Source organism: Streptomyces sp. NPDC005496, assembly GCF_042872045.1.
In the GTDB taxonomy this organism is placed as follows: Bacteria; Actinomycetota; Actinomycetes; order Streptomycetales; family Streptomycetaceae; genus Streptomyces.
Genome location: NZ_JBIAJQ010000004.1, coordinates 177644 through 198420, shown reverse-complemented (window position 1 = coordinate 198420; position 20777 = coordinate 177644). Strand labels below are relative to the sequence as shown.

Below are 20777 nucleotides of genomic sequence, written 5' to 3'. Positions count from 1 at the left end.
CGAGGTCCCTCCGCAGGGAAGAAGAGCTCGTGAGCGTCGAACCGCCGTCCTCCGGCCGTCCCACAGGCCCCCCTTCGGGCCCGCTGTCGGGCCCCTCGCAGCCGGGGCCGTCCCAGCCCGGTCCCACCCAGCCGAACGCCCGCCCCCCGCAGGGGCCCTCGGGTGACTCGGGCGCCGGTGGAACCGGTGGTCCCGGCGGCGACGGAGGCGGCGGTCCGTCCGGCCCGCACCCCTCCGGCGGCGCGAGCATGGGCGGCGGCCCCCAGCGGCCCTGGTGGAGGTCGGCCCCCCGGGTGGCGGTCATCGCCACCGCGGTCGTGGCGGCGGTGATCCTGGCCGTCGTCCTCACCCGTCCGGACGGTTCCTCCGGGGGCACGGCCGCCCCTGGTGGCGGCGAGGTCTTCCTCCAGGCCGCCGCGAAGACGGGACCCGACCCGTACACGGAGTCGACGGCGAAGGACAGTTCCACCACCCCCGAGACGCCCGCACCGCCCAGCGGCACCTCCGCCTCCGCGAACGCGCCGCGCGGCGTGGAGGGTTCGGCACCCGGCCTCTACGGCGGCACCCGCAAGGTCGCCAGCTGCGACGTGGAGAAGCAGGTCTCGGCGCTCGGCGCGGACCCGGCGAAGAACAAGGCGTTCGCGTCGGTCGCGGGAGTCCAGCCGTCGGAGGTGCCCGCCTACCTGCGCTCGCTCACCCCGGTCCAGCTGCGCATGGACACCTGGGTCACCAACCACGGCTACCGCAACGGCGCCGCCACCAGCTATCAGGCGGTCCTCCAGGCCGGTACGGCCGTGCTCGTCAACGACCGCGGTCTGCCGCGGGTGCGCTGCGCGTGCGGGAACCCGCTGACGGATCCGGTCCCGCAGAAGACGGCCCCCCGGACGACCGGTGACTCCTGGCCCTCGTACCGCCCCCAGAACATCGTGGTCGTCACCCCGGCGCCGACGGTCATCAACGTCTTCGTCCTCTTCGACCCGGAGCACGACGACTGGTTCCGCCGCGAGAAGGGCGACACCGGCAAGCAGGACAAGAAGACCGATCCGCCGTCCGAGCGGCCCTCCCCGTCGGTGACCGGCCCGAGTTCCGGCTCCGCGTCCCCGTGCGTATCCCCGCACGGTGTGACCCCGCCGCCGGGCTGCGGGACGACACCGCCCGAGTCGTCCTCCTCCTCGTCCTCGTCGCCGTCCGCGCCCTCGTCGCCGCCGACCTCGCCGCCGTCACCCCCGACGTCCGAGGCCCCGAAGCCGCCCCCGGACTCCTCGGCGGCCTCCGACGCCACGTCGGAGTCGGCGTCCACCTTCAGCGCCCCGGGGGCCTCCGGCCCCCGGTCGTTCCCCCGGGTGCTCTGAGCGAGGACCCGCCCGGCGGTCAGCCGGTCCGTACGACCAGGGCGTAGTCCCCGAGGCCGAGCAGCCGGTCGCCGGGGATCTCGCCCAGGGCCGTGTAGATCTTCTCGACGCGCCCGGTGACCGGGTCGAAGGAGACGTCCTTCACGGTGCCCCGTTCGTCGCCGTCCTCCGTCAGGACCCTGGCGCGCAGGGCCTCATGGTGCGGTGGCGAGGGTGCCGGCGCCGGGTCGGGCGGGAGGTCGGAGCGGACGAGGACGGCGTCGGGTCCGAAGGCGTGGAAGGCGTTCCAGGGGATCGTCGTCTCCTTGCGTCCGCGCGCGGGCGCGATCCGGGCGTGGCTGACCGTGCCGGACGCGGCGTCGACGGTCAGTGACTCGACCACCCCGATCTCGTCCGCACCGCCGAGCGTCACCACCGGCAGCCCGTGGGCCTGGGAGAACATCATCACGGCGCCGTCCCCTTCTCGAACCCGTCCCGGCTCCCGCCGGGAGCCCCCTCCTCGGGCGCGGCGGTCCGGGCCGCGCCGCCCCGGAGGTGGAACGCCTCCACCTGGCTCACGAAACCGGCGAGGTCGTCGGCGACGAACCGGGTGGCGTCGGCCGGGATCACGAGCGCCTGCCCGGAGACGGCCAGCGTCTCGCCCCGCGGCACGAACACCTTGTGCCGGCGGCGCTTGGAGCCGGGCTCCAGCGATTCCCGCGCGGCGATCCGGAACCCCACCACGCGCCCGCTGTCCCCGCCCTCCACCACGACGTCCAGCACCGTGCCGACCTCCGAGCCGGTGTCGGTGAGCACCCTGGCCCCCAGCACCCGGCCGTGCGTCGCCTCCCCCTTGGCGACCACCGCGGCCGGCTCCGCCAGCACCTCGGTGCCGCGGATCATGACCGCGTGCCGGCCGAGCGAGTGCACCGCGTTCCAGGGCAGACTCTGCTTCAGCGGACCCGCCAGCAGCCCCCGCCCGCTGAGCGTGAACCCGGTGACCCGGCCGGCGGGACCGTCGAAGACGGTGTCCTTGATCTGCGCGACGACATCACCGCCCAGCGTGACCACCGGGCGCTTGGTGAGGCCGCGCGCGGCCATCAGCTCGCTCACCGCGTCCCTCTCCTGCCGTCCCTGCCGCTCTTGCCGAACCCGCGTCCCCGCTGCACCGCGATGACGGTCCCCGACCGCCTGCTCGACTGCACCCACACCGTCGCCACCGCCAGCAGTGCCAGGGCACCGACAACGACGACCAGCCACACCCACCAGGCCACCGTCCACCTCCGGTCATTGATGCCTCCCGGCCGACGTCGGCCGGTCCGGCTCTGTCCATCTGCCCCAGGCGGACGGGAGGATGCGCCCCCGCCGGCACGGGAGGAAGCCCTCTCTCCGGTAAGGGCAACCTGGCCGCTCGGCAGCGGACTTGAGGCCGCCCGAGAGGTACCGGATCGTTACGGCAGGCAATTGTTGCCCAAGGTCAACGACCCGATACGGTAGGCGGACAACTGCTCCACGACGGCCCTGTACGCTGCCGTCCCCTGCGGCTCCCCCAGCCCCGCAGGCGTCCCTGTCCCCAGACATCTCGAAGGATCGCCGTGCATTCAGGTCGGAGTCCAGGTCAGGCGGCCATGTCGCTGTCGGTGCGCGAGGCCGGCCGGTCGACCGTGATCGCGGTCCGCGGGGAGGTGGATCTGGACAACGCGGGGCAGCTGGACGAAGCGATCACCTCGGCGGCGCTGGCCCGGCCGGGGGCGGTGGTCCTCGACCTGTCCGAGGTCACCTTCGCGGACTCGACGACGGTCAACGTCGTCCTGCGCTGCTACGGCGCGATCGGTCCGCGTCTGAGGCCGGCGGCGCTCTCCGCGTACATGGACAGACTGCTGACGATCACCGGCGTCTCCCAGGCGCTGCCCGTGTACGGCACGGTGGCCGAGGCGCTGGAGGCCGCGGACCCCGGACAGGGGTGAACCGCCCGCCTCTCAGGACGCTCCCCGGTCCGGCTCCGGACGCGCGTGGGAGAGGGACGGGCCGAGCGACCACAGTCCGGCCAGCAGCGCCCTGAGATCGGCGTCGGGCATCCGCAGCAGCGCGTCCTTGATCCACTCGGCGCGCTGCCTGTGCACCGTGTCGAGGACGCCGCGGCCGCGGTGCGTCAGGTCCAGGGAGATGCCCCGGCGGTCCTCCGAGATGAGGGAGCGGGTCAGCAGGCCGGCTCTTTCGAGGCTGTCGCACACCCGGCTGGCCCGGGAGCGGCTGATCTGCGCGCGGTCGGCGAACGCCGAGAGGCTCAGGCCGGGACTGCTGCCCACGAGGGTCAGCGCGCGCAGCAGCGACGGCGAGAGCCGGCTGTCGACCGCCGCCGCCGTACGCGCCGACACCGCCACCAGGATCTCCGCAGCCGCCGACAGCTGATCGGCGGCGCGAAACAGTACGTCCTCCCGTATCCGGGGGGTATGGCCTTCCATCTGTCCGAACCTCTGTCGTCGCACCGCACCCGGTGACCGTTCACGCTCTCCGACTGTGGGCCCTGCCCGGTCGCACCGGGATGACACCGGCGCCATGTGGGAATCCTGTGACGAAACTCGCAGGCCCGCTCACCGGCGGCCCGTGGCGCCGGTCCTGTGAACCCCGGGAAAATCGGGGTGACTGGGAAGGAGATCTCGGGGTACGAGCACTGAGCAGCAGTGAGTGACCCACCGGCCTCCGAGAGAGATACGCATGATCGAGCACCTGGGCGGAGCAGTGATACCGACTGGCTTCGACGTGCCCGTGGAACCGCTTCGGCGGACGGCGCACTACACGGGCGAGCCGGGATGCATCGCCGAAGCGCGAGCCTTCGCCGAACTGTTCCTGGAGCAGCTCCGGTCGGAGTGGTGCGCCGAGATCGCCCCGCAGCTCGGCGGCGACCTCCTGCTGATCGTGAGCGAACTGGTCACGAACGCGGACCGGCACAGCCAGGGTCCGTACATCCTGGAACTCGAAGGCACCGACACCTCCGTCGCGGTCTCCGTCTACGACAGCAGCGTGACCCTGCCCCGTCGCTTCCCGCGTGACCCCCAGCGGGTCGGCCGGCACGGGCTGGAGATCGTCCACGCTCTCGCCACCGAGGTCACGGTCGGCCGTGTCCCCGTCGGCAAGTGCGTCAGGGCCGTCGTCGACCTGCGCCCTTGAACCGGATCACCGCAGTGGAAGAACGGCCTCGAAGAGGCACGACGACGAACCACGGACGCCCCACGCGACGGACCGTCCGTGAGGCCGTCCGGTGTGCCGCAGTAGGCTCGCGGGAGTCGACGGCCGGCGCAGGTGATTCGAGGGGATGAGCGTGGCAGATCGCCCGCTGGGGATCAGTGAACGCGGTGTCATGCCTCGCCTCGGCAGCTCCGACCCGCTGTGGGAACTGGACGCGGCCCCCGCGCTGCTGCTGGTCGAGGACGACGCCGGAGACGCCCTGCTGGTGCGCGAGGTCCTCGCCGACAGCGGCCTGCCGATGGACGTCACCTGGTGCAAGTCCCTGGCGGAGGCACGGAGTTTCCTCAGGCGCACGCGGCACGCCGTGTGCGTGCTGCTCGACCTGCACCTGCCGGACACCCACGGACTGAGCGCGGTCCGGCTCGTACGCGACGCGTCGCCCGACGCGGCCGTCGTGGTGCTCACCGGCGTGGCCGAGAACGAGGCGGGCCTCGCCGCGGTCGCCGAGGGCGCACAGGACTTCCTCTCCAAGGACGGCCTGGCCCCGGAGTCGCTGAGCCGCGCCGTCCGCTACGCCCTCCAGCGCAAGCAGGTCGAGCGGTCGAGCGCCGAACTCCAGGCGAGCCGGCTGATCGCCCGGGAGAACGCGCGCCTGGAGCGCGGGCTGCTGCCCACGCCCCTGCTGCGCGGCGGCGGCTGCGCGGTGGCCTCCCGCTACAGCCCCGGCCGCGACCACGCCCTGCTCGGCGGGGACTTCTTCGACGTCGTCGAGAGCACGGACGGAACGGTCCACGCGGTGATCGGCGACGTCTCCGGCCACGGTGCCGCCGAGGCCGCCCTCGGGGTCTGCCTGCGCGTGGCCTGGCGGACCGCCGTGCTCTCCGGCTGCGTCGGCACGGACCAGGTCCGCCTCCTGGAGGAGATCCTCAGCGCCGAGCGCGCCGACGACTACATCTTCGCCACGCTCACCATCCTCCGGCTCGACCGGGACCGCAGCAGGCTGCGGGTGATCCGGGCCGGTCATCCCGGGCTCCTGGTACGGACCCCGGCGGGGCTCGACCTGTTCGAGCCGCCCCCCGGTCCCGCGCTCGGACTCATCCCGGACCGGGCCCGGTGGCCCGAGACGGAACTGCCCGCACACGACATCAGCGCCGTGACGCTGTTCACCGACGGCCTCTTCGAGGGCGTGGTGGCACCCGACCGGCGACTGGGAGAAGAAGGACTGCTCGAAGTGGCGAGGAAACACATGGGCCTGCAGGGCCGGCCCTTCGTCGACGCCGTGGTCGACGAGGTCGCGGAGCTGACCGCCGCCCACGGAGGGCTCGCCGACGACGTGGCCGTCCTGCACCTGTCGACGGACGGCGCCTCATGACCCGAGCGGAGCAGACCCCCGGGTCCGACGGTGGCGCGGGCGGCGGTACGGACGAAAGGCCCACGGTCGTCGCACGGCTGAGCGTCCAGGGCTGGATCCTCGTCGTGCTGGCGGTGAACGTGCTGCTGGTCGTCCTCTTCGCGGTGTCGGGCGGCGTCCTCCAGGCACGTGCGGACGACCGCACCGACCGGCTCAGCGACCACATCCAGCCTGCGCGGTCCAGGGCCTTCCAGCTGGAGACGTCGCTGGTGGACCAGGAGACGGGCGTGCGCGGCTTCGTGCTGAGCAAGGACCCCGGCTTCCTGGAGCCGTACGAGTCCGGGCAGCGGGAGGAGAAGAAGCTGCACGACTTCCTCGTCGACGAACTGGCCGCTTACCCCCGGATCTCCACCGACCTGCGTGAGGTCCGGGAGGCCGGCGAGTCCTGGCGCCGCGACTACGCGCGACCGCTCATCGCGGCGGCCCGCGCCTCCGGGGGACAGGAGAACACCCCCGGCCTGGAGGCGAGCAAGACCAAGTTCGACGAGACCCGGGCCCGCCTGGCCAAGCTGGAGAACGACATCAGCGAGCTGCGCGACGACACCCGCGCCTCGGCCGAGGACAGCCGCCGGCTCCGCACGTACTTCTTCATCGGCATGCTCGCGGCCTTCCTGGCGAGCGGCGTCGCGCTGACGCTGCTGCTGCGCCGGATCGTCGGACGCCCGCTGCGCGCCCTCGAAGCGGCCTCGACGGAGGTCAGCGGCGGGGACTTCCGGCGCACGATCCGCCTGGAGGGACCGCGCGACCTGGAGGCGGTCGCCAAGGCGGTCGAGGACATGCGCCGGCGCATCGTCGACGAGCTGTCCGAGTCCCAGGGCCGCGAGGTCCTGCTCAAGGAACAGGCGGCGGAACTCGACGCCCAGACACTCGAACTGAAGCGCTCCAACGCCGAGCTGGAGCAGTTCGCCTACGTCGCCTCCCACGACCTCCAGGAACCGCTGCGCAAGGTCGCGTCCTTCTGCCAGCTCCTGGAGAAGCGCTACGGGGACCAGCTGGACGACCGGGCCAAGCAGTACATCGACTTCGCCGTGGACGGCGCCAAGCGGATGCAGGTGCTCATCAACGACCTGCTCACCTTCTCCCGGGTCGGCCGGGTCGGCGAGGAGCACGCCACGGTGGCCCTGGACGCCGTACTGGACCGGGCGCTCGCCAACCTCAGCGTCTCCCTGGAGGAGACCGGCGCCCGGGTGGTGCGCGAGGGACCGCTGCCCTCGGTCACCGGCGACCCCACCACCCTCACGATGCTCTGGCAGAACCTCGTCGGGAACGCGGTGAAGTTCCGCCACCCCGACCGGGCGCCCGAGGTCGTCGTCAGCTGCGAGGCGGAGGGGGAGGACCAGTGGCGGCTGTGCGTGCGCGACAACGGCATCGGCATCGAACCCGAGTTCCGGGAGAAGGTCTTCGTCATCTTCCAGCGCCTGCACGGCCGTGACGAGTACGACGGAACGGGCATCGGACTTGCCCTGTGCCGGAAGATCGTCGAGCATCACGGAGGCGGTATCAGTCTGGACGGCACCGCCGGTGAGGGCACGCGCGTGTGCTTCACCCTGCCCGCGACGCCGCCGGAGCCCATCGACCGGGCCGAGGCCGAGCGTCCACACGAAGGAGCACGCACGTGACGTCCCCCGCGGAACCCATCCAGGTCCTGCTCGTCGAGGACGACCCCGGCGACGAGCTGATGACCCGTGAGGCCTTCGAGGACAACAAGATCCGCAACACCCTGCACGTGGTGCGCGACGGCGAGGAGGCGCTCGACTTCCTCTACCGCCAGAACCAGTACGCGGACGCGCCGCGCCCCGACCTGATCCTGCTCGACCTGAACCTGCCGAAGTACGACGGACGTCAGGTACTGGAGCGCATCAAGTCGGACGACGAGCTGGCGCTGATCCCGGTCGTCGTGCTGACCACGTCCTCGGCCGAGGAGGACATCCTGCGCAGCTACCGACTGCACGCCAACGCGTACGTGACCAAGCCGGTCGACCTCGACCAGTTCATCGCGGCCGTCCGGCAGATCGACGACTTCTTCGTGACCGTGGTCAAGCTGCCCAAGACGACCTGACGGCCCCGGCGGTCACCCGGGGCGCTCGGGCCCGCCCTTGCCCGGCGCACCGGGCACCGGTGCCGCGACGAGGTGTTCCCGCGTCCCCGTCACCTCCAGCAGCCGGTCCAGGCAGACACTCCCGCCCTCCAGCCGGATGCGCGCCCCGGCCTCCCCGGCCAGCCGCCGGACCATGAGCAGCGCGGACAGCCCCATCGCGTCGCAGGACGTGATGTCGGCGCAGTCCAGGCGCAGTTCGGTGGTCCCCGGATGATCGGCGAGCTGCCGGGAGGCGGCCGTCACGAGCAGGTCGGCGCTGTCGCGGTCGAGGGTGCCGCCGAGCCCGATGCGCAGGCTGCGCGGTTCGGCCGCGGACGGGGTGACCTCGAGCTGAGGTGAGGGTGGCGACGGGTTCATACCGGGCTTTCCTGATCCGGGGACAGGGTTCGTGGGGCTGTGGGACACGGCGCCGCGGGCCTCGCGCACCAGGCCGGTGGCCCGGGGGAAGTCACGCAACTGCGCGCACAGCAGGTCCAGGGCGAGCAGCGGCGCCCGCCGCGGCACGTCGCGGGCGCCGAGGACGGCGGCGGTCCACGTCGTGAAACCGGTGAGGAGTTCGGCGTCGTCCGTGTAGAGGCCGGCGGCGAGGGAGTCGACGAGCCGGGCGACGTCCTCGGCGGCGGGCTGGCCCCAGGGCGGGAGCCGTTCCGTCAGACCGGCCAGGACCGCCCCCACCAGCTGCGGCGCCGACCGGGCGACGAGGGTGTACTCCTGGTCGGCGAGATGAGGCAGGCGCGCGACCGGCTCGTGCGGTACCGCCGGAGCGCGGGGCGGTCCGCCGGCCAGCGCGTCCGCCGCGCTGCGGGCGTCGGGCGCCCAGGCGTCGGCGCCCAGCAGACGCGCGTACCGGCCGTCCGCGCCGAACGCCGCGCGCCGCCGGCCACCACGGGCACGGACGCGCGTCGGCAGGCGGTGATGGTGGCGTGGGCCGTGGGCAGCCGGGTCGTCAGTGAGCCGGACAGTGCCACGGCGTCAGGACCCGTGCGGTGCAGCTGTCGGATCAGCTCCGGAGCCGGAACCCGGGCCCCCAGCCAGTCGACCCGCCAGCCCCGCAGCCGCAGCACCTCGGCGAGGAGCCGGGCGGGCAGGGCATGCCACTCGCCGTCTACGCAGGCCACGGTGATCCGGCCGCGCGTCGGTGCCGCGCGGTGCGCTTCCGGATGCCGGGTGACCGCGGTGACGACCCGGTCGGCGACGGCGGTCGCGGCGTGCTCCCGGGCCACCGGGATCCGGTCGGCGGCCCATGCCTCGCCGACCTGCCGCTGGACGGCGGCGACGACCTCGACGAGGAACGCCTCGGCTGCCATGCCCGAGCCCAGGGCCGCGTCCACCACGGCGAGGGCGGCGGGTTCGTCGCCCGCCAGTGCGGCGGTCCGCAGCGCGTCGGCCCAGGGTCGTCCGGGCCCGCCGGACCGCCCGGCTGTGTACGGTTCCGTCATCCGGCGGACCTGCCGGGCCCCTGACCGTCCACCGCGCTGAACCGGCGGACGCGCGGGGCGCCGACCGCGACCACGGCCATGTCGTCGTGGGCGCCGCCGCCGACCCAGTCGGACGCCAGCATCTGCACCCGTTCCACGACGGCCTCCGTCGGCATGCCGGCGCACCCGGCCAGCGCGTCGCGCAGCCGCTCGTCGCCGAACACATCGTCCCCGAGCGGGCCGCCCCGGGCCTCGGTGATCCCGTCGGTGTAGAGGAGGCAGATCTCGCCCGGCGCGAGGCTCACCGTGGCCGAGCTCACGGTCACCGTGGGCAGCGCGCCGAGCAGGGTGCCGCGGGTGCGCGCCTCCTCGACCTGCCCGTCGTGGCGCACGATGAGCGGCGAGGGATGGCCCGCGCTGGACAGGCGCAGCCGCACGTCCCGTCCCCGGCGCAGGACGGAGCACAGCACCAGCGTGGCGAAGCGGGCGTGTCGCGAGGTGAGCAGGGCGCCGTTGAGCAGCGTCAGCATGCGTGAGTGGTCGTCGGCCAGCGGCAGCAGCGCGTGCAGCGAGTTGCGGATCTTGCCGGTCAGCACCGCGGCCTCGAGTCCCTTGCCGCAGACGTCGCCCAGGACGACGAGGGACTCCTCGCCCGAACCGGACGCGGGGTGCACGTCGTAGAAGTCCCCGCCGATCCGCTTGCTCTCCCCGGACGGGCGGTAGCCCGCCGCGAACTCGATGCCCGCGACCGGCGGCAGCGGGGGCGGCAGGAGTTCGCGCATCAGCGTCTTGGTGATGGACGCCTGTTCGGCGTACATCCGGGCCGCCGACAGGGCGGCGCCGGCGCGGGCCGCGAGCAGCCGGGCGAACAGTTCCTCGCTCTCGTCGAAGGAGGCCTGCCCGGACCTGCGCAGCAGGATCAGCGCACCCGCGGGCACGCCGTGTCCCGGCAGCGGCGTGACCACCATGGACCCGACCTCGCCGAAGCCGGGCGGTACCACCCAGTCCGGGGAGGCCGCCGGGTCGATCCAGCGCGAGGGGACGGGCGGGAAGCCTTGGAGTGCCTCTTCGAGGCCAGGGACGTCGGCCGGCGTGCCGGCGGAGCCCGCGCGGACCGGGGTGCCACCGCGGACGCAGTAGGTGACGGGATGGCGTCGGCCCGCGGCCGGGGCGACGACGAGCGCCGCGTCGGCGAGGTGTTCGGCGGCCAACCGGGCCGTCACGTCCATGACCCGGGACAGGTTGAGGGAGGACAGCAGGCGGGTGGACGCCTCCACGAGGAACGCGGTGCGCTGCCGCTCCGTCCGCAACTGCGCGTCGGCCAGGCGGTGTGCCGTCTCGTCGACGAACCACCACACGACGGCTCCGTCGCCGCGGACCACGGGGTGCGCGGCGAAGCTGCGCTCTCCGACGGGCCCGTGCGCGGCCGCGGCGTCCGGTCCGTCCGGGCTCGGTTCCGCTCGGAGCCCGCGCAGACGTCGGTGGGCGGCGGTGAACCAGCCGGGGGTCACGTCGTCGATCCGGACGCCGGGCGCGGCACCGGGGAGGACCGCCGCGGCCGCCCGGTTCACCTCGCGTACGGTGCCGTCCGGCGCGGCGATCAGGACGGGGCAGGGAGCGGCGTACCAGGCGGCGTCCGCCTCGGCACGGTCCGCCGGAGCGCGGGGACTCGGGGGAATTTCCAGTGGATTGACCACATATGCGGAACTCGCGGGGCGGGCTCCTTCACCTCTCAGTGTCGATGACACGTCCTGGTCGGGTGCCCCGCCCACGGCTATTCAGGCCGTCGCCTCTCCCGGAACGGCAGTTGGGGGTGACGGATGCGCCCCTGCGACGTGTGCGACATCACGGGGGAGTGAGAGGTCCATGAAGTCGGCGACTCGGGGCACAGTGAGGGGGGCGGCACGTCCTTGCCGGCCAGGAGATCCACAGTCGAGACGCAAGGGTGGGGCCGACCATGGCGAGAAGCAGGGCCGGACTGCGAACGGGCGGCGGGATCCGCGGTCTGCCGGCCGTCCGGACGGTGATGCGGGCGGGCCTGCGCAGCACGGGTGCGCCCGGCCGGGGGAGGGTCGTGGCGGGCGGGCTGCTGTGGGGCGCGGCGGCCGCGGCCCTCGGCGCCTCGGGAGACCGGACTGCACGCCGCGCGGCACTGCGGGGCATCGGCACCGTCGCGATCGCGTCGACGGCGACCCGCGCCCTCGCACGCCCGGCGGCGCGCAAGGTGCAGCCGCTGGAGGCGGCCGGACACGCGGCCTCCGCCGCCGCGTTCGCCGCGGGCGTCGTCCTCGAAGCACCCCGCTACGGTCTGCTTGTCGTCCCCGGCGCCGTCGCGCTCACCATGGCCCGCATACGGTCCCGCGTCCGGCACCCGGGAGACGTGGCCGTCGGCGTCGCGATCGGGGTCGGCGCCGCCGCGCTGACCGCGCGTTGGTGGCCGGTGAAGCCGGAGGCGGCCGCCGCCGCGGCACCACCGCGCAGGCCCGCACCGGCCCTGCCCGAGGGCGCCGGGCTGCACATCGTCGTCAACCCCTCCTCGGGTCTGTCCCGGAACACCGAGACACCCGACGTGGCCGAGCACCTGCGCACCCTGCTGCCGAAGGCCGAGATCCTGCTTCCGCAGCAGGGTCAGCCCCTGCCCGAACTGCTGGAGCAGGCCGCGCGACGGGCGAAGGAACAGGGAGGTGCGCTCGGCGCCTGCGGCGGGGACGGCACGGTGAATGCCGCGACCGAGGCGGCGGCCCGGCTCGGCGTACCCCTCGCGGTGTTCCCGGGCGGCACGTTCAACCACTTCGCCGTGGACCTCGGCAACCAGTCCGCCGAGGATGTCGCCCGGGCCGTGCAGGACGGCGACGCGGTCGTCGCGGACCTCGGGCGGGCCAAGACCCCGGGCGGGCCCGAGCAGATCTTCGTCAACACCTTCAGCCTGGGCGTCTACTCGGACCTGGTCAGCGCGCGGGAACTGCTGGAGAAGCGGATCGGGAAGTGGCCCGCGCTCGTGGTCGGCCTAGCCAAGGTCCTCGCGACGGGCAGCCCGGTGAGCGTGTCGGTCAACGGGAGCCCGAAGCGGCTGTGGCTCCTGTTCGCCGGCAACGGCCTCTACCACCCGGCCGGCTTCGCGCCGACGTACCGGACGCAGCTGGACGACGGGCTGCTGGACGTCCGTGCCGTCGACGGCGGCACGCCCTTCGCGCGCACCCGCCTGCTGATCGCCGTCCTGACCGGCACCCTGCACAACAGCCGCGTCCTGACCACGGCCCAGGTCCGCAGCCTGCGGCTCGAAGTGCGGCACGGCGACCCGCGGTTCTCCTACGACGGTGAGGTGACCAGCGCCGCGGCGCCCCGGCTGGTCCTGGACAAGCTGACGCGTGCGGTGACCCTGTACCGGCCCGCCGACAAGGACCAGTGGCTGCGCTGAGCCGGACCGTCCGCGACATCCGAAGGCCGGTGGCGCCACCCCTGACAAGGAAGGGGTGGCGCCACCGGCCTTTTCGGATGTCGCGGTGGAGGCGGACCGTCAGGCCCGCTCGACGCGCTCCACGTCACTGAGCATGCCGTTGCGCAGCTGCTCGATGATCCGCTTGATCAGTCGCGAGACGTGCATCTGGGAGCAGCCGAGGCGTTCTCCTATTTCCGCCTGGGTGGCTTCCTCCACGAACCGCAGGTGGATGATCTGCCGGTCGCGCTCACTGAGCTCCGCCACCAGCGGGGCCAGCGTGTGGAAGTCCTCGACGAGGCGCATGCCGTCGTCCTCGACGCCGATGAAGTCGGCGAGGACGGCTTCCCCGTCCTGGGTGCCGTCGCCCGTGAGGGCGGCGTCCAGGGAGGAGGAGTTGTACCCGTTCGAGGCGATCTGCGCCTCCACGACCTCCTGCTCCGACAGGTTCATGAGGGTGGCCAGTTCGGCGACGCTCGGGTCGCGGTCCAGGCGGCTGGAGAGTTCCTCGCGCGCCTTGGCCAGTTCCACGCGCAGTTCCTGGAGGCGGCGCGGGACGTGCACCGCCCACGTCGTGTCACGGAAGAAGCGCTTGATCTCGCCGACGATGTACGGCAGCGCGAAGGACGTGAACTCGACCTCGCGCGAGATCTCGAAGCGGTCGATGGCCTTGATCAGGCCGATCATCCCGACCTGGGCGATGTCCTCCAGGTCGTCGCCGCGGTGCCGGAAGCGGCCCGCCGCGAAGCGGACCAGCGACATGTTCATCTCGATCAGCGTGTTGCGCGCGTACTGGTACTCGTGCGTGCCCTCTTCGAGTTCCGCGAGGCGCTGGAAGAACTGTCGGGACAACTCCCTCGCGTCGCGGGGAGCCACGGCGCGCGGATCCTCGACGACCGGCAGACCCTCCTGACACGTTCCGGTCCGGGCGGACTCCTGGGTGACCTTCGACCGGCTCACGGCGGTGACGGTGTCCATTACCTCTCCCACGAAACTGTTCGCCCTTCCAAACATCGTGTCTCGCGACTACCCCGTAAGTGCGAACCCATGTCTGCTGATTCGGGGCGAGTTTTCTGACGGACCGTCAGCTCGCCAGTACGGAGTCGTCGGACGTGCGGGCTCCCGGCAGCCGGTGGCGGGCGGCGATGAGGGCCGCGTCCACGTCGTTGGTACCGGTCGCGACGCAGAGCGTGTACGCCAGGTCGTCCATGCGGCGGCGGACTTCGGCGCCCCCGCTCTCGGCGTGCAGCACCCGCAGCGTGTCGTACTGCTCGACGAGGTTGTCCAGGACGGCGGGGTGGGCCATCAGCACGGTGTTCTCCCGGTGGATAGTCGTCGACGGTGATCGACCGTCGATGGTGATCGTTCTCGACGCCCCCTACCCGGCGCCTGATGCCGTACGCCGTGCCCAAGGGCCCGAGTCCGCCGGGCCCTTCGCCCCCGTACCCGTGGGCCGTTGGTCCCGCCGACACGCACAACGCCTGAGCGGGCCCGCCGTTACGGACCACGCGGGCCCGGTTTGGGCCTCACGTGCGGCGAGGGTCCCGTCCCGCCACCGCGGCGGGCCGGGACCCTGTCGCCGTCGGCGCGGCCGGGGCGACACCCGGCCAGCGGGGGAGACGCGCGGCCGGGCCGCGACCGCGCGCCACCGGGGCGTCACTCGTCGATGGCCGCCCCGAAGGCCGCGTCGAGCGAAGGCGCCCCGAGCGAGGCCGCGTCGAACGTCCAGGACCCCGTCGCCGAGATGCCGCCGGCTCCGGCGGAGAGCACCCACACGAAGCCGTCGCCCGTGTTCTCGCCGGGCGCGGACGCCAGCAGCCCGAAGCGGCCGTCGGCGTTCGGGTCGGTCAGCCGGACCTGCCCGCCCCATTTGTCGCCCTTCTCGACGACGCCGGGGACGTTCGCCGAGTTCTGGTCCCAGGACTTGGCGCCGCTCGCGGTGAGCCCGGCGGCCGTACCGCGCAGCACCCAGACGGCACCCGCGTCCGCGACCGTGCCGACGTCCTCGCCGGACGCGCCCACGGCCACGTCCGCGTAACCGTCGCCGTCGGTGTCCGCGACGGACAGGTCGGTACCCCAGCCGTCGCCGGCCTCGGCGGTCCCGGGGACGCCGGGGGAGTCCTGCGTCCACCACTGGGGTTCGGCCGCGGGCCCGTCGGGGCCTCCGTGACGCACGCCGACGAGGCCGCCGGTCATCGACTCGCCCCCGTCGTCGGGGGAGTGCGGCTCACCGGTGACCAGGTCGTCGTAGCCGTCGCCGTCGATGTCACCGGACGCGGCGACCGGGCCGCCGCGCAGGTCGCGCTCGTACGTCAGCCCGTCCGCCTGTCCGGACAGCAGCGCCGACCAGCCGTGCCCCGGTTCGCCGCCCACGGTCACGCCGGACACGACGAGGTCGGCGTAGCCGTTGTCGTCGTAGTCGCCGGTGGTGAGTGACTTGGGAAGGATGTCGCGTTCCTCCGCCTGTGCGGAGAGCCGCTGCCGCGATTCGCGCTTGAGGGCGCTGGGCGAGCCCGCGTCGTAGCCGAACAGCTCCAGGTCGTCCCGGTCGAGTACGGCGAGCAGATCGCCCGGGGTCTCGGCGGTGAAGTGGGCGGCGGCCAGTCCCGAGCCGAACCGCTCGCCCGCGGTGGGTTCCTGGGTCTCCAGCCAGTCGCTGGCGGAGCCGGTGAGCCCGGACGCGGACCCCCACAGGATCGCGACACCGCCCGCGTCCTTGACGGTGCCGAGGTCCTCACCGGGGATGCCGACGACCGCGTCGTCGTAGCCGTCGCCGTCCAGGTCGCCGGTCGCCACCGAGGATCCGAAGCCGTCGGCGGGCTCGGCGGCGCCCGCGACACCGGACGTGGACTGGCTGAACCGCGCGGCGTTGCCGGTACCGATGCCTCTGGACGAGCCGTACTGCACGGTGACCAGGCCGGCGCCCTTCTGGCTGCTGACGGTCGCGCCCGGCGCGCCGACCAGGACGTCCTCGTAGCCGTCGCCGTTGAAGTCGCTGTTGCGGTCGTCGGCGTGGGTGCCGCCCGGTGTCCCCGCGTAGGCGGAGGGGGCGGCCGCGATGGCGGCACCGGTCACGAGAAGGAATGAGGCCGCGGCGAGGGCGGCCGAACGGTTCTTGCGCACGAGCGGCTCCTTGGAGAAAGGATGGCCGGGCAGCGCCGGGGGGTGTCCGGAAAGGGCCCGTTCCTTGTCCGGCGCCCTGTTCGACACCGCGTGCGGCGCAAGGGTTGTACGCCGGAGCGGCCCGGAACCGGAGCGGGCACGGTCTGTTTCCGGCCAGGGAGGACGAGGCGCGCGCACACCGGTCCCGTCGACTTCGTACGTAGGCGCGGCGCCCCGGCGGGTGGGACGTCGGGGGCCCGGCGGCTCAGCGGACGTCGGCGGCGGGCCGCTCGACGGTGATCAGCTCGTGCAGGTAGCGCTTCGTGATGCGGCCCGCGTGGCGCGTGTCGATCAGCTCGCGCAGGCACGCGAGGAGACCGTCCCGCGCGGTGGCCTCCAGCGCCAGATGACCCGAGTACGTCATCAGCACGTCGAGGTACTCGGCCGCGGAGTAGCCGATCTCCCGTGCGTGGCGGCTCGACGTGACCGGACCCAGCTGCTCCAGCTCGCGCGTGTCGGTGGCAGTCTCCGCCTCGTCCACCAGGCGCAGGCCCGGCGGGGTCGCCGGGTCCCAGCGCTCGTAACAGCCCTGCGCCCGGGCGAAGAAGGCGTCGCTGCCGCCGGCCACGTGGTGCGTGGTGACCAGGGCGAGGCAGCCGCCCGGCCGCAGCGCCCGCGCCGACTTGGCCACGCGCACGGCCGGGTCGATCCAGTGGAAGGCGGTGGCGCTGACCACCAGGTCGAAGGGCTCGTCGGGCAGGGGCCAGTCCTCGAAGGAGCCCACCTCGACGTGGACGCGCGGGAAACCGCTCAGGTTGCGCCGGGCGACCGCCGCCAGCGAGGGGCCCCGCTCCACGGCGGTGATCTCGCAGCCGGACTCGGCGAGCGCCGCGGTGAGCTGGCCCGTGCCCGGCCCCAGTTCGAGGACCCGGCTGTCCGGACCGAGCCCCGCCCGCTCGACGAGCTCGGCCGTCAGGGCGGGCGGGTACGACGGTCGTGCCCGGTCGTACCGCTCGGCCGCCCCGTCGAACGTGTCCCGCAGTTCCATGACCCCGCCTCCCGGACCTGTCCCCCCCGGCACGGTGTCACGAGTCGCGGTTCCACCGACAGCGGAACGCCGATCTCCCGGCGCGCGGCGCTTCTACGCTGGGAGGGTGAGCAACCACGTGCCGAACGAAGCCCGCGTCATTCCCCTCCGCCCGGCGGCGGGGTCCTCGTCGAGCGCCCCCGCGGCCCGCGCGCCGCAGGGCCCGCGACCGGTCGGCCCGCCCCAGGGGGCGCCCGGTGGCCGGCCGGCGCCCAAGGAGCCCCTGCTCCGTGACCTCGTCGGTGACGTGCTGCGCCGCGAGCGACTCGCCCAGGAGCGCACGCTCCAGGACGTCGCCGATGCCGCCCGGATCTCGATGCCGTATCTCTCCGAGCTGGAGCGGGGCCGCAAGGAGGCCTCGTCCGAGGTCCTCGCCGCTGCCGCCCGCGCCCTGGGTCTCGGCCTCGGCGATCTGCTGTCCCTCGCCCAGGGCGAACTCACGCGCCTCGCCCTGCCCCGCTCGACCGGCGCCCGCGCCGGTCACGGCCGGCGCACGTCGTCGACCGCGCCGTACAACGGCCTGTGCCTGGCGGCCTGACCGAAACCGACGAACCGGCCGCCCGAGAAGTCGGCCGGCCGGCGGCCCGGTGACCCGGACGGCTCTCCCCGCCCGACCGACGCCGCACCCGGCGCCGAGGAACGGGGACCGCCCCTCGGCGCCGGGTGCGGCGTCGGTCGTCGAGGGCAGGGCGCCGACGTTCTGTTCGGCCGCGACGGGCACGCTTCCCTCGGGGCCGCGACCGGCCCTGCGCCGCCCCTGTCGGGACGCGTATGGCGTGCGCCGAGGCGCTGGTCGGGGCGCGAAGTCGGACGCCTCCGCCGGGACGTGACCGGCCGGGCTCGACGCCCCGACGGGACGTAACCCTCGGTGCGGCGACGCCTCCGCCGGGCCGGGAACGGCCTGCGCTCCGACGCGCCGGTCGAGACGCGACCGTCCGCGCGGCGGTGGATTCGGCCGCGAATGTTCGCGCGCCGACGCACCGGCTGGGACGTGAACTGCCGTGCGCCCACGCTTCGTCGGGACGCGACCGGTCCTGCTCCGACGCCTGCGCCGGGACGCGACCGGCCGCGCGGCGGGCGGGCGTGTTCGGGGCTCAGGTCGTTGCGAGGCGGCGGCTCAGGACCTCGTCGGCCAGGCCGTACGCCACCGCCTCCTGGGCGGTGAAGACCTTGTCGCGGTCCATGTCCGCGCGCAGGGTCGCCACGTCGTGGTGCGTGTGCCGGGAGAGGACCTCCTCCACCTGGGAGCGGATCCGCAGCATCTCCTTCGCCTGGAGGCTGAGGTCCGAGACCGTCCCCTGCCGTCCGCCGCTCGCGGGCTGGCCCAGCAGCACCCGGGCGTGCTCCAGTACGAACCGCCGCCCGGGGTCGCCGCCGGCCAGCAGCACGGCGGCCGTCGACGCCGCCTGCCCCACGCAGAACGTGGAGATCGGCGCCTGCACGAACGTCATCGTGTCGTAGATCGCCATCAGTGAAGTGAACGAACCACCGGGCGAGTTGATGTAGATCGCGATCTCGCTCTCCGGGCTCGACGACTCCAGATGGAGGAGTTGCGCGATGACGACGTTGGCGACACCGTCATCGATCTCCGTGCCCAGGAAGATGATCCGCTCGGACAGCAGCCGGCTGAAGACGTCGTACGACCGCTCGCCCTGCGGGGTCCGCTCGACGACGTTCGGAATCGTGTAGGAACCCATGTCACAGCCCCATCCGTCGGCGGGACGCGGCGGGTCGGACGTCCTCCAGGGACTCCACGACCCGGTCCACCATCCCGTACTCCAGCGCCTGTTCGGCCGTGAACCAGCGGTCACGGTCGCCGTCCCGGGAGATCGTCTCCTCGCTCTGCCCGGTGTGCTCCGCGGTGATCCGCTCGATGGCCTTCTTCGTGAACTCCAGGTTCTGCGCCTGGATCTCGATGTCCGCGGCGGTGCCCCCGATGCCGGCCGACGGCTGGTGCATCATGATCCGCGCGTTCGGCAGGGCGAAACGCTTGCCGCGGGCGCCGACGCTGAGCAGGAACTGGCCCATGCTCGCGGCGAATCCCATGGCGAGCGTCGAGACGTCGTTGGGGATCAGCCGCATCGTGTCGTAGATCGCCAGGCCGGCGGTGACCGAACCGCCCGGGCTGTTGATGTACAGGCTGATGTCGGTCCGCGCGTCCTCCGCCGAGAGCAGGAGCAACTGGGCGCAGACCCGGTTCGCGGAGACCTCGTCCACCTGGGTGCCGAGGAACACGATGCGCTGGCCGAGCAGTTGCGCGGCGAGATGGTCGTCGAAGCGCGTCGCCTGGGTGTCGCCGTCCTCGGCCCGTGGCCGCGAAGCCGGATCCCAGCCGGTCATGAGTGATGTCATCGGTCCTCCTTGTCGTGGGCGGCTGCCTCGCCGCGCACTCCACTGTCGGCCCGGACGTCCCGTGGGACCGGCTTTCTTTGCCCGCAGCAGATTCGCCACGGGCAGAGGCGTTCCGGGGTTTCAGGCGCTCAGTGCTCCCCGCTCTCGCGCAGCTGACGGAAGAAGGCGCGCACGTCGGACACCAGCAGACCGGGCTCCTCCATCGCGGGGAAATGCCCGCCGCGGTCGAATTCCGTCCACCGCACGATGGAGTTCGTGCGGTCCGCGACATGACGCAGCGGAATGAAATTGTCGTGCGGGAAGACGGCGAGTGCGGTGGGCGCGGAGGAAGGGGCGGGTGGCTCACCCCAGTAGTCGGCGTGCGCGCGTTCGTAATAGATGCGGGCGGACGAGCCGGCCGTTCCGGTCAGCCAGTACAGCATGACGTCGGTGAGCAGCTGGTCCCGGTCGACGGCCTCCTCGGGACGCTCGCGCGCATCCGTCCACTGTTTGAACTTCTCCACGATCCACGCGAGTTGGCCTACGGGTGAATCCGTCAGCGCGTACGCGAGCGTCTGTGGGCGGGTGGCCTGGATGTCGGCGTATCCCTGTTCCTCCCGTGCCCAGCGCTGTCCGCGCCGCCATGAAGCGAGAGTGCGTTCCCTTTCCTCCGGGGTCAGTGCGGCCAGTTCCTCCGGCGTCGGCTCCGAGGTCGCGGACCCCGAGGGCAGCAGGTTCAGATGGACACCGATGACCTCCTCGGGGCGGATCCGGCCCAGCTCACGGGAGACGGCCGCTCCCCAGTCGCCGCCCTGTGTCCCGTAGCGCTGATAACCGAGGCGCCGCATCAGTTCCGCGAACGCGGCGGCCACCCGCCGGAATTCCCAGCCGGTCTCCCGTGTGGGTCCCGAGAAGCCGAATCCGGGAATGCTCGGCAGGACGAGGTGGAAGGCGTCGGCGGGATCGGCTCCGTGTGCCCGGGGGTCGGCCAACGGGCCCACGATGTCCTGGAATTCGACGATCGAGCCGGGCCAGCCATGGGTGACGACGAGCGGCGTCGCATCGGGTTCCGGGGAGCGGATGTGCGCGAAATGAATCGTGGCTCCGTCGATCTCCGTGCGGAACTGCGGCCACGCGTTGAGACGTTTCTCCGCCGCCCGCCAGTCGTACGTGTGCCGCCAGTAACGTACGAGCTCGCGGAGGTAGTCGCGTGGAACTCCGTATTCCCAGCCCACGCCCGGCAGTTCGTCCGGCCAGCGCGTGCGGTCGAGCCGTTCGCGCAGGTCGTCCAGATCGCTTTCGGGAATGTCGATGGTGAAGGGCCGGATGAGAGGGGAGGCGTTCTGCGGCGTGGTCATGTCCGCGAATGCTATC

The 20777-nt window shown here is 73.0% G+C and carries 21 protein-coding genes and 1 pseudogene; 8 read left to right on the top strand and 14 right to left on the bottom strand.

Annotation, left to right across the window (positions count from 1 at the left end; genetic code table 11):
- The first annotated feature begins 29 nt into the window (after positions 1-29).
- Positions 30-1352: a DUF6777 domain-containing protein gene (locus ACFYQQ_RS13365; RefSeq protein ID WP_356164196.1), complete on the top strand. Its 1323-nt coding sequence runs from the start codon at positions 30-32 to the stop codon at positions 1350-1352.
- 19 nt (positions 1353-1371) lie between these two features.
- Here the strand turns inward: ACFYQQ_RS13365 and ACFYQQ_RS13360 are convergent, their stop codons facing one another.
- The 3 genes from ACFYQQ_RS13360 to ACFYQQ_RS13350 are packed head-to-tail and all read right to left on the bottom strand — an operon-like array spanning position 1372 to position 2605.
- Complete coding sequence (locus ACFYQQ_RS13360; RefSeq protein ID WP_356243540.1) at positions 1372-1797, bottom strand: PRC-barrel domain-containing protein; 426 nt, start codon at positions 1795-1797, stop codon at positions 1372-1374.
- A complete protein-coding gene (locus ACFYQQ_RS13355) occupies positions 1797-2444 on the bottom strand; it encodes a PRC-barrel domain-containing protein (protein ID WP_355782187.1) in 648 nt (215 codons plus the stop codon). The genes ACFYQQ_RS13360 and ACFYQQ_RS13355 overlap by 1 nt, the downstream gene beginning before the upstream one ends.
- On the bottom strand, positions 2441-2605 hold the full coding sequence (locus ACFYQQ_RS13350; protein ID WP_355782185.1) for a hypothetical protein: 165 nt from the start codon (positions 2603-2605) through the stop codon (positions 2441-2443). The genes ACFYQQ_RS13355 and ACFYQQ_RS13350 overlap by 4 nt, the downstream gene beginning before the upstream one ends.
- Positions 2606-2959: 354 nt before the next feature.
- Here ACFYQQ_RS13350 and ACFYQQ_RS13345 point away from each other — a divergent pair, with 354 nt between their 5' ends.
- The gene (locus ACFYQQ_RS13345) at positions 2960-3298 is read left to right on the top strand and encodes an STAS domain-containing protein (RefSeq protein WP_355782182.1); all 339 of its coding nucleotides are present in this window, start codon (positions 2960-2962) and stop codon (positions 3296-3298) included.
- Between the two features lie 12 nt (positions 3299-3310).
- Here ACFYQQ_RS13345 and ACFYQQ_RS13340 read toward each other — a convergent pair whose 3' ends face one another.
- On the bottom strand, positions 3311-3796 hold the full coding sequence (locus ACFYQQ_RS13340; RefSeq protein ID WP_355782179.1) for a MarR family transcriptional regulator: 486 nt from the start codon (positions 3794-3796) through the stop codon (positions 3311-3313).
- Positions 3797-4049: 253 nt separating this feature from the next.
- Between ACFYQQ_RS13340 and ACFYQQ_RS13335 the strand changes: the two genes are divergently transcribed.
- The 4 genes from ACFYQQ_RS13335 (at position 4050) to ACFYQQ_RS13320 (ending at position 7990) form a co-directional block, all read left to right on the top strand.
- Positions 4050-4502: an ATP-binding protein gene (locus ACFYQQ_RS13335; protein WP_355782176.1), complete on the top strand. Its 453-nt coding sequence runs from the start codon at positions 4050-4052 to the stop codon at positions 4500-4502.
- A 190-nt stretch (positions 4503-4692) separates the two neighbouring features.
- Complete coding sequence (locus ACFYQQ_RS13330; RefSeq protein WP_355782192.1) at positions 4693-5892, top strand: fused response regulator/phosphatase; 1200 nt, start codon at positions 4693-4695, stop codon at positions 5890-5892.
- Positions 5889-7550: an ATP-binding protein gene (locus tag ACFYQQ_RS13325; protein ID WP_388904542.1), complete on the top strand. Its 1662-nt coding sequence runs from the start codon at positions 5889-5891 to the stop codon at positions 7548-7550. Before ACFYQQ_RS13330 ends, ACFYQQ_RS13325 begins: the two co-directional genes overlap by 4 nt.
- A complete protein-coding gene (locus ACFYQQ_RS13320) occupies positions 7547-7990 on the top strand; it encodes a response regulator (protein ID WP_355794499.1) in 444 nt (147 codons plus the stop codon). Before ACFYQQ_RS13325 ends, ACFYQQ_RS13320 begins: the two co-directional genes overlap by 4 nt.
- Positions 7991-8002: 12 nt before the next feature.
- Here the strand turns inward: ACFYQQ_RS13320 and ACFYQQ_RS13315 are convergent, their stop codons facing one another.
- The 3 genes and pseudogenes from ACFYQQ_RS13315 to ACFYQQ_RS13305 all read right to left on the bottom strand — a co-directional run bounded on the left by ACFYQQ_RS13315 (position 8003) and on the right by ACFYQQ_RS13305 (position 11144).
- Positions 8003-8386, bottom strand: a complete 384-nt coding sequence (locus ACFYQQ_RS13315; protein WP_388904779.1) for an STAS domain-containing protein — start codon at positions 8384-8386, stop codon at positions 8003-8005.
- A 33-nt stretch (positions 8387-8419) separates the two neighbouring features.
- A pseudogene (locus ACFYQQ_RS13310) lies at positions 8420-9468 on the bottom strand (B12-binding domain-containing protein); the annotation flags it as partial.
- Entirely contained in the window at positions 9465-11144 is a 1680-nt protein-coding gene (locus tag ACFYQQ_RS13305) for a PP2C family protein-serine/threonine phosphatase (RefSeq protein WP_388904540.1), read from the bottom strand. The pseudogene ACFYQQ_RS13310 and the gene ACFYQQ_RS13305, both read right to left, overlap by 4 nt.
- 260 nt (positions 11145-11404) lie before the next feature.
- On the opposite strand from ACFYQQ_RS13305, the gene ACFYQQ_RS13300 reads away from it, so the two are divergent.
- Positions 11405-12865: a diacylglycerol kinase family protein gene (locus tag ACFYQQ_RS13300; RefSeq protein WP_356243403.1), complete on the top strand. Its 1461-nt coding sequence runs from the start codon at positions 11405-11407 to the stop codon at positions 12863-12865.
- A 99-nt stretch (positions 12866-12964) separates the two neighbouring features.
- Here ACFYQQ_RS13300 and ACFYQQ_RS13295 read toward each other — a convergent pair whose 3' ends face one another.
- The 4 genes from ACFYQQ_RS13295 to ACFYQQ_RS13280 all read right to left on the bottom strand — a co-directional run bounded on the left by ACFYQQ_RS13295 (position 12965) and on the right by ACFYQQ_RS13280 (position 17033).
- Complete coding sequence (locus ACFYQQ_RS13295) at positions 12965-13861, bottom strand: RNA polymerase sigma factor SigF (RefSeq protein ID WP_355794149.1); 897 nt, start codon at positions 13859-13861, stop codon at positions 12965-12967.
- Between the two features lie 106 nt (positions 13862-13967).
- Positions 13968-14195: a DUF5133 domain-containing protein gene (locus tag ACFYQQ_RS13290; protein ID WP_356164183.1), complete on the bottom strand. Its 228-nt coding sequence runs from the start codon at positions 14193-14195 to the stop codon at positions 13968-13970.
- A 344-nt stretch (positions 14196-14539) separates the two neighbouring features.
- Positions 14540-16006: an esterase gene (locus ACFYQQ_RS13285; RefSeq protein ID WP_356164181.1), complete on the bottom strand. Its 1467-nt coding sequence runs from the start codon at positions 16004-16006 to the stop codon at positions 14540-14542.
- A gap of 244 nt (positions 16007-16250) precedes the next feature.
- Entirely contained in the window at positions 16251-17033 is a 783-nt protein-coding gene (locus ACFYQQ_RS13280) for a class I SAM-dependent methyltransferase (RefSeq protein WP_355783833.1), read from the bottom strand.
- A 106-nt stretch (positions 17034-17139) separates the two neighbouring features.
- Between ACFYQQ_RS13280 and ACFYQQ_RS13275 the strand changes: the two genes are divergently transcribed.
- Positions 17140-17610 (top strand): helix-turn-helix transcriptional regulator, encoded by a 471-nt coding sequence (locus tag ACFYQQ_RS13275; RefSeq protein ID WP_356164177.1) that lies wholly within the window; start codon positions 17140-17142, stop codon positions 17608-17610.
- 556 nt (positions 17611-18166) lie between these two features.
- Here the strand turns inward: ACFYQQ_RS13275 and ACFYQQ_RS13270 are convergent.
- The 3 genes from ACFYQQ_RS13270 to ACFYQQ_RS13260 form a co-directional block, all read right to left on the bottom strand.
- On the bottom strand, positions 18167-18769 hold the full coding sequence (locus ACFYQQ_RS13270) for an ATP-dependent Clp protease proteolytic subunit (protein ID WP_355792151.1): 603 nt from the start codon (positions 18767-18769) through the stop codon (positions 18167-18169).
- A gap of 1 nt (position 18770) precedes the next feature.
- Positions 18771-19424: an ATP-dependent Clp protease proteolytic subunit gene (locus tag ACFYQQ_RS13265; protein WP_355792154.1), complete on the bottom strand. Its 654-nt coding sequence runs from the start codon at positions 19422-19424 to the stop codon at positions 18771-18773.
- A 128-nt stretch (positions 19425-19552) separates the two neighbouring features.
- Positions 19553-20761, bottom strand: a complete 1209-nt coding sequence (locus ACFYQQ_RS13260; protein WP_355792156.1) for an epoxide hydrolase family protein — start codon at positions 20759-20761, stop codon at positions 19553-19555.
- Positions 20762-20777: the final 16 nt, after the last annotated feature.

Bases quoted from the DNA above. Each gene is read 5' to 3' on its own strand.
- ACFYQQ_RS13270 (WP_355792151.1), bottom strand. From the start codon at position 18,769: ATGGGTTCCTACACGATTCCGAACGTCGTCGAGCGGACCCCGCAGGGC.
- ACFYQQ_RS13300 (WP_356243403.1), top strand. From the start codon at position 11,405: ATGGCGAGAAGCAGGGCCGGACTGCGAACGGGCGGCGGGATCCGCGGT.
- ACFYQQ_RS13260 (WP_355792156.1), bottom strand. From the start codon at position 20,761: ATGACCACGCCGCAGAACGCCTCCCCTCTCATCCGGCCCTTCACCATC.
- ACFYQQ_RS13345 (WP_355782182.1), top strand. From the start codon at position 2,960: ATGTCGCTGTCGGTGCGCGAGGCCGGCCGGTCGACCGTGATCGCGGTC.
- ACFYQQ_RS13340 (WP_355782179.1), bottom strand. From the start codon at position 3,796: ATGGAAGGCCATACCCCCCGGATACGGGAGGACGTACTGTTTCGCGCC.
- ACFYQQ_RS13330 (WP_355782192.1), top strand. From the start codon at position 4,693: ATGCCTCGCCTCGGCAGCTCCGACCCGCTGTGGGAACTGGACGCGGCC.
- ACFYQQ_RS13315 (WP_388904779.1), bottom strand. From the start codon at position 8,386: ATGAACCCGTCGCCACCCTCACCTCAGCTCGAGGTCACCCCGTCCGCG.
- ACFYQQ_RS13325 (WP_388904542.1), top strand. From the start codon at position 5,889: ATGACCCGAGCGGAGCAGACCCCCGGGTCCGACGGTGGCGCGGGCGGC.
- ACFYQQ_RS13280 (WP_355783833.1), bottom strand. From the start codon at position 17,033: ATGGAACTGCGGGACACGTTCGACGGGGCGGCCGAGCGGTACGACCGG.
- ACFYQQ_RS13360 (WP_356243540.1), bottom strand. From the start codon at position 1,797: ATGATGTTCTCCCAGGCCCACGGGCTGCCGGTGGTGACGCTCGGCGGT.
- ACFYQQ_RS13295 (WP_355794149.1), bottom strand. From the start codon at position 13,861: ATGGACACCGTCACCGCCGTGAGCCGGTCGAAGGTCACCCAGGAGTCC.
- ACFYQQ_RS13265 (WP_355792154.1), bottom strand. From the start codon at position 19,424: ATGACATCACTCATGACCGGCTGGGATCCGGCTTCGCGGCCACGGGCC.
- ACFYQQ_RS13335 (WP_355782176.1), top strand. From the start codon at position 4,050: ATGATCGAGCACCTGGGCGGAGCAGTGATACCGACTGGCTTCGACGTG.